Annotated in this window: 7 protein-coding genes; 3 read left to right on the plus strand and 4 right to left on the minus strand. The window is 32.6% G+C overall.

Features of this window, described 5'->3' with window-relative positions; all coding sequences use genetic code 11:
• Positions 1-101: 101 nt before the first annotated feature.
• The 3 genes from WBQ70_RS01785 (at position 102) to WBQ70_RS01795 (ending at position 2626) form a co-directional block, all read left to right on the plus strand.
• A complete protein-coding gene (locus tag WBQ70_RS01785) occupies positions 102-638 on the plus strand; it encodes a hypothetical protein (RefSeq protein ID WP_423909742.1) in 537 nt (178 codons plus the stop codon).
• Position 639: 1 nt separating this feature from the next.
• Positions 640-1353: an aspartyl/asparaginyl beta-hydroxylase domain-containing protein gene (locus tag WBQ70_RS01790; RefSeq protein ID WP_423909745.1), complete on the plus strand. Its 714-nt coding sequence runs from the start codon at positions 640-642 to the stop codon at positions 1351-1353.
• A gap of 433 nt (positions 1354-1786) precedes the next feature.
• Entirely contained in the window at positions 1787-2626 is an 840-nt protein-coding gene (locus WBQ70_RS01795; RefSeq protein ID WP_423909748.1) for a magnesium transporter CorA family protein, read from the plus strand.
• Between the two features lie 240 nt (positions 2627-2866).
• Here WBQ70_RS01795 and rluF read toward each other — a convergent pair whose 3' ends face one another.
• The 4 genes from rluF to WBQ70_RS01815 form a co-directional block, all read right to left on the minus strand.
• On the minus strand, positions 2867-3679 hold the full coding sequence (gene rluF, locus WBQ70_RS01800) for a 23S rRNA pseudouridine(2604) synthase RluF (RefSeq protein ID WP_423909750.1): 813 nt from the start codon (positions 3677-3679) through the stop codon (positions 2867-2869).
• 77 nt (positions 3680-3756) lie between these two features.
• Positions 3757-4551: an alpha/beta hydrolase gene (locus tag WBQ70_RS01805; RefSeq protein WP_423909753.1), complete on the minus strand. Its 795-nt coding sequence runs from the start codon at positions 4549-4551 to the stop codon at positions 3757-3759.
• A 96-nt stretch (positions 4552-4647) separates the two neighbouring features.
• Positions 4648-5427: a zinc ribbon domain-containing protein gene (locus WBQ70_RS01810; protein ID WP_423909755.1), complete on the minus strand. Its 780-nt coding sequence runs from the start codon at positions 5425-5427 to the stop codon at positions 4648-4650.
• A 3-nt stretch (positions 5428-5430) separates the two neighbouring features.
• Positions 5431-6003, minus strand: a 573-nt coding sequence (locus tag WBQ70_RS01815) for a Nif3-like dinuclear metal center hexameric protein (RefSeq protein WP_423909758.1), incomplete at its 5' end; no start/stop codon positions are given.

Below are 6003 nucleotides of genomic sequence, written 5' to 3' on the forward strand. Positions count from 1 at the left end.
AAAATTATACCGTAGCGATGCTATGCTAGAATTTTCTTTTTCTATAAAAGAAAAAAATCTAAATTTTCTTCACAGTAAATTCTAAGCTTAAATGGTATTAGTTGAATATTAAAAATTTAGAAATGATGCAACACCATTTTAAAGACACCATCGAGACGATAAAAGTGATTGATTTTTTGAATACAATAGGCATAAAGGTCGAAGAGAAAATAATGAACGAAGATTGTTTCTTGCCTGGATTGTCAATTGGTCCCAATGTTATTTATGTGGATTATGAGGAACTGATTTATCCTGGCGATATGCTACATGAAGCAGGGCATTTGGCTGTTACACAATCTGAGGAAAGAATACGTATTGGAACAGAAGCTATGTCAAAAGATTGGCCAACACAAGGAGATGAAATCGCCGCTATGTTGTGGTCTTATGCGGCTTTAGTGCATTTGCAATTGCCTATTAATTTTGTTTTTCATCCCGAAGGGTACAAAGGGGAGTCTCAATGGTTAATAGATAATTATACCGCAGAAAACTTTATAGGTTTGCCCTTGCTAGAATGGATGGGACTTACTTATGGTAAAGAGAATGCAGAAAAGGAAGGGGTAATGCCTTTTCCTAATATGATAAAATGGATTCGAGATTAATATGAATAAGCAACAACAAATACGGTCGATAAAATTCCCATTGCTTTTCAATTCTGAAAAGTTAAAAAGGGAAGTAACACAATTACTTTCAAATCAATGGAGGAGTCATTACAATACGAGTGATTATAGAGGTAATTGGTCAGTAATAGCTTTGTTATCGAAAAACGGACGTTCAGATGAAATTAATGCTCTTAGTGCGCTTTCGGATACTTTAATGGAAACCGAAATATTAGAGTTATGTCCTTATATTCAAGAAGTCTTGCGTTTTTTTGAATGTAAAAAAACGGCTGTTCGATTATTAAATTTAGGTGCAGGTGCTGAAATAAAACCGCATAGAGATAATGATTTAGGATATGAAGATGGGAGTTTTAGACTTCATATTCCAATAATTACAAATCCAGAAGTTGAATTTATTTTAGACAATCAAAGATTAATAATGAAGGAAGGAGAATGTTGGTATATTGATGCAAATTTCACACATTCAGTTGTGAATAGAGGGACTAGTGATAGGATTCACCTTGTCATTGATGGAGTACGAAATGAGTGGACAGATACTTTGTTCTTCAAAGAAGCCTCACTAGAACAATTCTTATCTCCAAAACCAGTATTAGATTTGGCAACAAAAGAAAAAATGATAGCAGAATTAAGACGAATGGATTCAGCTGTTGCTCAAAAAATAATACGCTCGTTACTCAATGATGAATCCGAAATATAAAATATACGATTGTTTTTGTATGGAAATAACTTTTTTTTAATGGTATAAAATTAAAACTATGGTAAAGCTTCTATGTTCTTACATTTCTTCTATGTTTGAAAAAAAATGAGTTTGCTTCTTATAACTCATCTGATTTATATGTTTGAAAAAGTTATACTATTAATTAAAGTATTTTCCTGTCAAGTTAAATAAAACCCAAAAAACAAATCCTTATAAAATATAGCAATACTATTGCAATACTTTAAAAATAAAGAACAACAATGGACGATTATTATTCGGGAATGTTAAATTAAAGTAGCTTTTGAATTGATTTCAAAGCGCTATGTTAAATTATAGAATTTTGAAATGAGAGCATTTTACAAAAACAATAACGGATTGGTTGCTACTCTTATTTGGGAACCTAATTGCTGGATTACTATTGAAAATCCAACAAATGAAGATAAAGAATACCTACTTAACCAACTTCAAAATTCCTGAAGCTTTTTATAATGATATTGAGGATATTGACGAAAGACCTCGTATCGAAATCGAGAATGGGTGGTGTTTGATCATTATGCGAATTCCTGTAAAAAGTAACGATGTTAAATTACCGTTTCATACTATTCCTGTTGGAGTGGTTTTTAAAGGCGATATTTTAGTCACTTTGAGTTTTTATAAAACCGAAATGTTGACAGATTTTGTACTTTACACCCAAAAAAAGAAAATTGAGGTGAAAGATCATTTTGATTTGGTTTTACGATTGTTGTTGTCCTCTAGTATTTGGTATTTGAAAAATTTGAAACAAGTCAATCAAAAGATAAAATTAGCCGAAGACAATCTAGAAAAATCAATCAAAAATGAAGAGTTACAAGCCTTATTGCAAATCGAAAAATGTTTAGTATTCTTCATGACTTCGCTAAAAGGGAATGATATTTTGTTACATCGCATTCGAAACATAAAATCACAAAAAGTATCCTTAGATCCAGAGTTAGTTGAAGATGTTGAAATCGAATTGCGTCAAGCACAAGAAATGACCCATATTTATAGTGACATCCTCACGGGAACTATGGATGCGTATGCATCAGTAATTTCAAATAATATGAATACCATCATGAAGCAAATGACTTCGATTTCGATCATTTTGATGATTCCTACGGTTATCGCCAATTTTTACGGCATGAATGTTCCCAATGCGTTACAGGATAATCGTTTTGGATTATTAATTCTGGTGATGATTTCGATTGTGTTTTCTATTTTTGGAGTACTCTTATTCAAGCGCAGAAGATGGTTTTGATGAAAAAATCCATCTCATGACAGCTATTCTGGTTCTTATGACATGTTTTTTAGAGCAGCTATTTATATGAGGTAGTTTTATAGTATTAAACTACTTTAAAATGAAAAATAGCCTTCCCAATTTGTATCACAGTACTGTCATTTATAACGAAATTAGTCTTTATAGATTTTTGAGTGTTTTCGTAACGTTTGCTTTAGTGTTTACTTTTTTTGTTTTATCAATTGAATTTTTGATGACAGCTTAATACTCTCCACGTCTCTTAAATCGAGGGTCGTCTTTTTTGATGAATTCCGTTTTTCTTTTCGTAGGTTCTATTTTTGGTAAACTCGCTTCTTCTGTTTTGCTGGAAGGTTCAATCAAATCATTCAGCTCTTTTATTTCGGCATCAGTCAAATCACGGTAACGACCTACAGGAACATCAAGTGAAATATTGATGATTCGAATACGTTTCAAAGCAGTCACATCGTAACCTAAATATTCACACATACGACGAATTTGACGATTCAAACCCTGTGTCAAAATAATTTTGAAAATGTATTTTGAGATTTGTTCTACTTTACATTTACGAGTTACAGTGTCCAAGATAGGCACACCATTTCCCATGCGTTCGATAAAACGATCGGTTATAGGTTTGTTAACCGTTACGGTATATTCTTTTTCGTGGTTGTTTCTCGCACGAAGAATTTTGTTCACAATATCACCATCATTGGTCATAAAAATCAATCCTTCACTGGCTTTGTCTAATCGACCAATAGGGAAAATACGCTTAGGATAATTGATGTAATCAACAATATTATTATTGACATCTAAATTAGTAGTGCATTCAATACCTACAGGTTTGTAAAAAGCAAGATAAACAGGTTTTTCACGACTTTCACGGATTAATTTACCATCAATACGAACTTCATCTGAGGGAGCTACTTTCGTTCCTAATTCTGGGACAATGCCATTAATAGTAACACGACCTTGCTCGATGTATTTGTCTGCTTCACGACGAGAACAGAATCCTGTTTCTCCAATGAATTTATTGAGGCGTTTTAGATTTTCTTCCATACTGCAAAAGTAAGTAATTTGAAAATTCTTTGATTTGGAAATTTGAAAATCTTTCAAACGAATGAGTTTGGAAACTATTATTTTTTAATTTCAAACAAAAATGAAGCTATCTTTTCGTAAAGTTGGTCATCATGCATGGCGTGACCCAATCCTGATGTTTCAATGAAGACAGCATCTTTCCAGGCATTGGCTATCTTTTTGCCTTCATCAAAAAGAACCACAGTATCATCCGTATCGTGAGCTATTAGTCCTTTAGTTTTTATTTTGGAAGCAAAATGTTTCCCTGTGAATTCATCCAATTCTTTTTGGAAAACCTTTGAATATTGTATTTCCAAGGATTTAGCAATTGAAGAATTTAGGTTTAATAAATTAACGTAGTTGTTTAATATGATTTTAAAGTCGCTTGGGGAACCCAATATGACCATTTTTTCAATACTAGGATTGTTGTAGTGTGCTTGATAATACAAACAGGTTTTCCCTCCTAAGGAATGTCCAATAAGAAATTTGGGTTTGTATTCTTGAACGATAATATCTATAAAAGCTGCGTATTTTGGAATATGAAATTCTTTTCCACTAGATAAACCATGACCAGGAGCATCCAACGCAATAATAGTACTTCCTGATTTTTGTAAATAGGGTAGTAGTTTTTTCCAGCGAGAAGCATTACTTTCCCAACCGTGAACTAATAGAATGACATTTTCATTCCCTTTCCAAAGATAAGTTATAAATTCTTGGTCTTCGTATTGAAAGATTTTAGAAGTAGCCTTGGCTAGTGTTTTTGGGAGTTTGTCTTTTTGTAATCGACCGCTACGGGGTTCACTAAAAAGAGAATACGCCATTTGGTTTGCTTTTTCAGGAAAAGCAAAACTCAAAAAGTTAAGGTATAACCCAACTGATTTGGTAAAAAGGTAATAAAGGACTTTTGTCATAAAAAAGAAAGCCACGCTTATGGGCGTGGCTTGTATGATTTAAAATGTAGCAAATAAATTTTCCATTTTTTCTTTTTCTTCCTCAGCTAGTGAGCTGTCAACTAAAATTCTTCCAGAGTGTTCGTCAGTGATGATTTTCTTTCTAGAAGCAATTTCAACTTGTGTTTGTGGAGGAATAGTAAAGAAAGATCCTGCTGATGCACCTCTTTCAATAGATACTACTGCTAAACCATTGCGCACGCTTGAACGGATTCTGTCGTAAGCAGCTAATAAACGTTCTTCGATTAATCCTCTATATTCAGCTGATTTTTCAATTAAAAATTCTTCTTCTTTAGCTGTTTCAGATAAAATAGCGTTTAGTTCTGATTTTTTATGTTTTAAGTGGTTTGATTTGATGTCTAATCTTTCTTTAGATTCAGAAATCACCGCTTTTTTGTGCTCAATAGAAGCTTTCATTTCTTTGATTTGCTTTTCAGCCAATTGAATTTCTAGCTCTTGAAACTCAACTTCTTTAGTTAAAGAGTTGAATTCTCTATTGTTACGTACTGTTTCTTGTTGTTTGGTGTATTTTTTTATGCCTTCTTTATGCTCATCAATAGCATTTTTCTTAGCTTTAATTAGATCTTCAATTCCTTCAAGATCTGTTTTTAATTTTTCAGAACGTGTAGTTAAGCCTTCTACTTCATCTTCTAAATCTTCAACTTCTAATGGAAGTTCTCCTCTCACGTTTCTAATTTCGTCAATTCTAGAGTCAATTAATTGTAAATCGTAAATTGCTCTTAACTTTTCCTCAACGCTTAATTCTTTGATATTCGTCATGTTCTATATGTACTTAACTGGATTTGTATTTTCTTCAGATAAAATGATTGCAAAATTAAGGATTTTTTTTCTAAGAAAATCAACAATATAATTTTTTGTATAGCGTTCTGACTCAAAATGTCCAATATCAGCCAAAATAAGTTGGTTTTCAGCTTCGTAAAACTGGTGATACTTTAAATCAGCGGTCAAAAAAGCATCGGCTCCCGCTTGAATCGCATTTTTTATAGCATAACTTCCAGAACCACCCAAAACAGCCACTTTTTTTATTTTTTTTCCAAGAAATGCTGAATGCCGAATACCTTCTGCCTGCATTTTGTCTTTTACTAATCCTAAAAATGCCTTTTCTTCCATGGGTGTTTCAAATTCGCCAATCATTCCTAAACCAATGTTTTGATGCGAGTTTTGTAATTCAACAATTTCATAAGCTACTTCTTCATATATATGACTGGAGAAAAGAGCTTTCAAAATCTTACTTTCTAAATGTTTTTCATAAGTTACTTCTATTTTGATTTCGTTGGCTTCAACAAATTCAAATTGACTGCCTATGGATGGATTACTGTTTTCATTCCCCATATA

This window comes from Flavobacterium sp. (assembly GCF_049590715.1).
GTDB lineage: Bacteria > Bacteroidota > Bacteroidia > Flavobacteriales > Flavobacteriaceae > Flavobacterium.

What these genes read in the sequence shown, in the direction of transcription:
- WBQ70_RS01790 (WP_423909745.1), top strand. Translation starts at nt 640, where the DNA reads ATGAATAAGCAACAACAAATACGGTCGATAAAATTCCCATTGCTTTTC.
- WBQ70_RS01810 (WP_423909755.1), bottom strand. Translation starts at nt 5,427, where the DNA reads ATGACGAATATCAAAGAATTAAGCGTTGAGGAAAAGTTAAGAGCAATT.
- WBQ70_RS01795 (WP_423909748.1), top strand. Translation starts at nt 1,787, where the DNA reads ATGAAGATAAAGAATACCTACTTAACCAACTTCAAAATTCCTGAAGCT.
- rluF (WP_423909750.1), bottom strand. Translation starts at nt 3,679, where the DNA reads ATGGAAGAAAATCTAAAACGCCTCAATAAATTCATTGGAGAAACAGGA.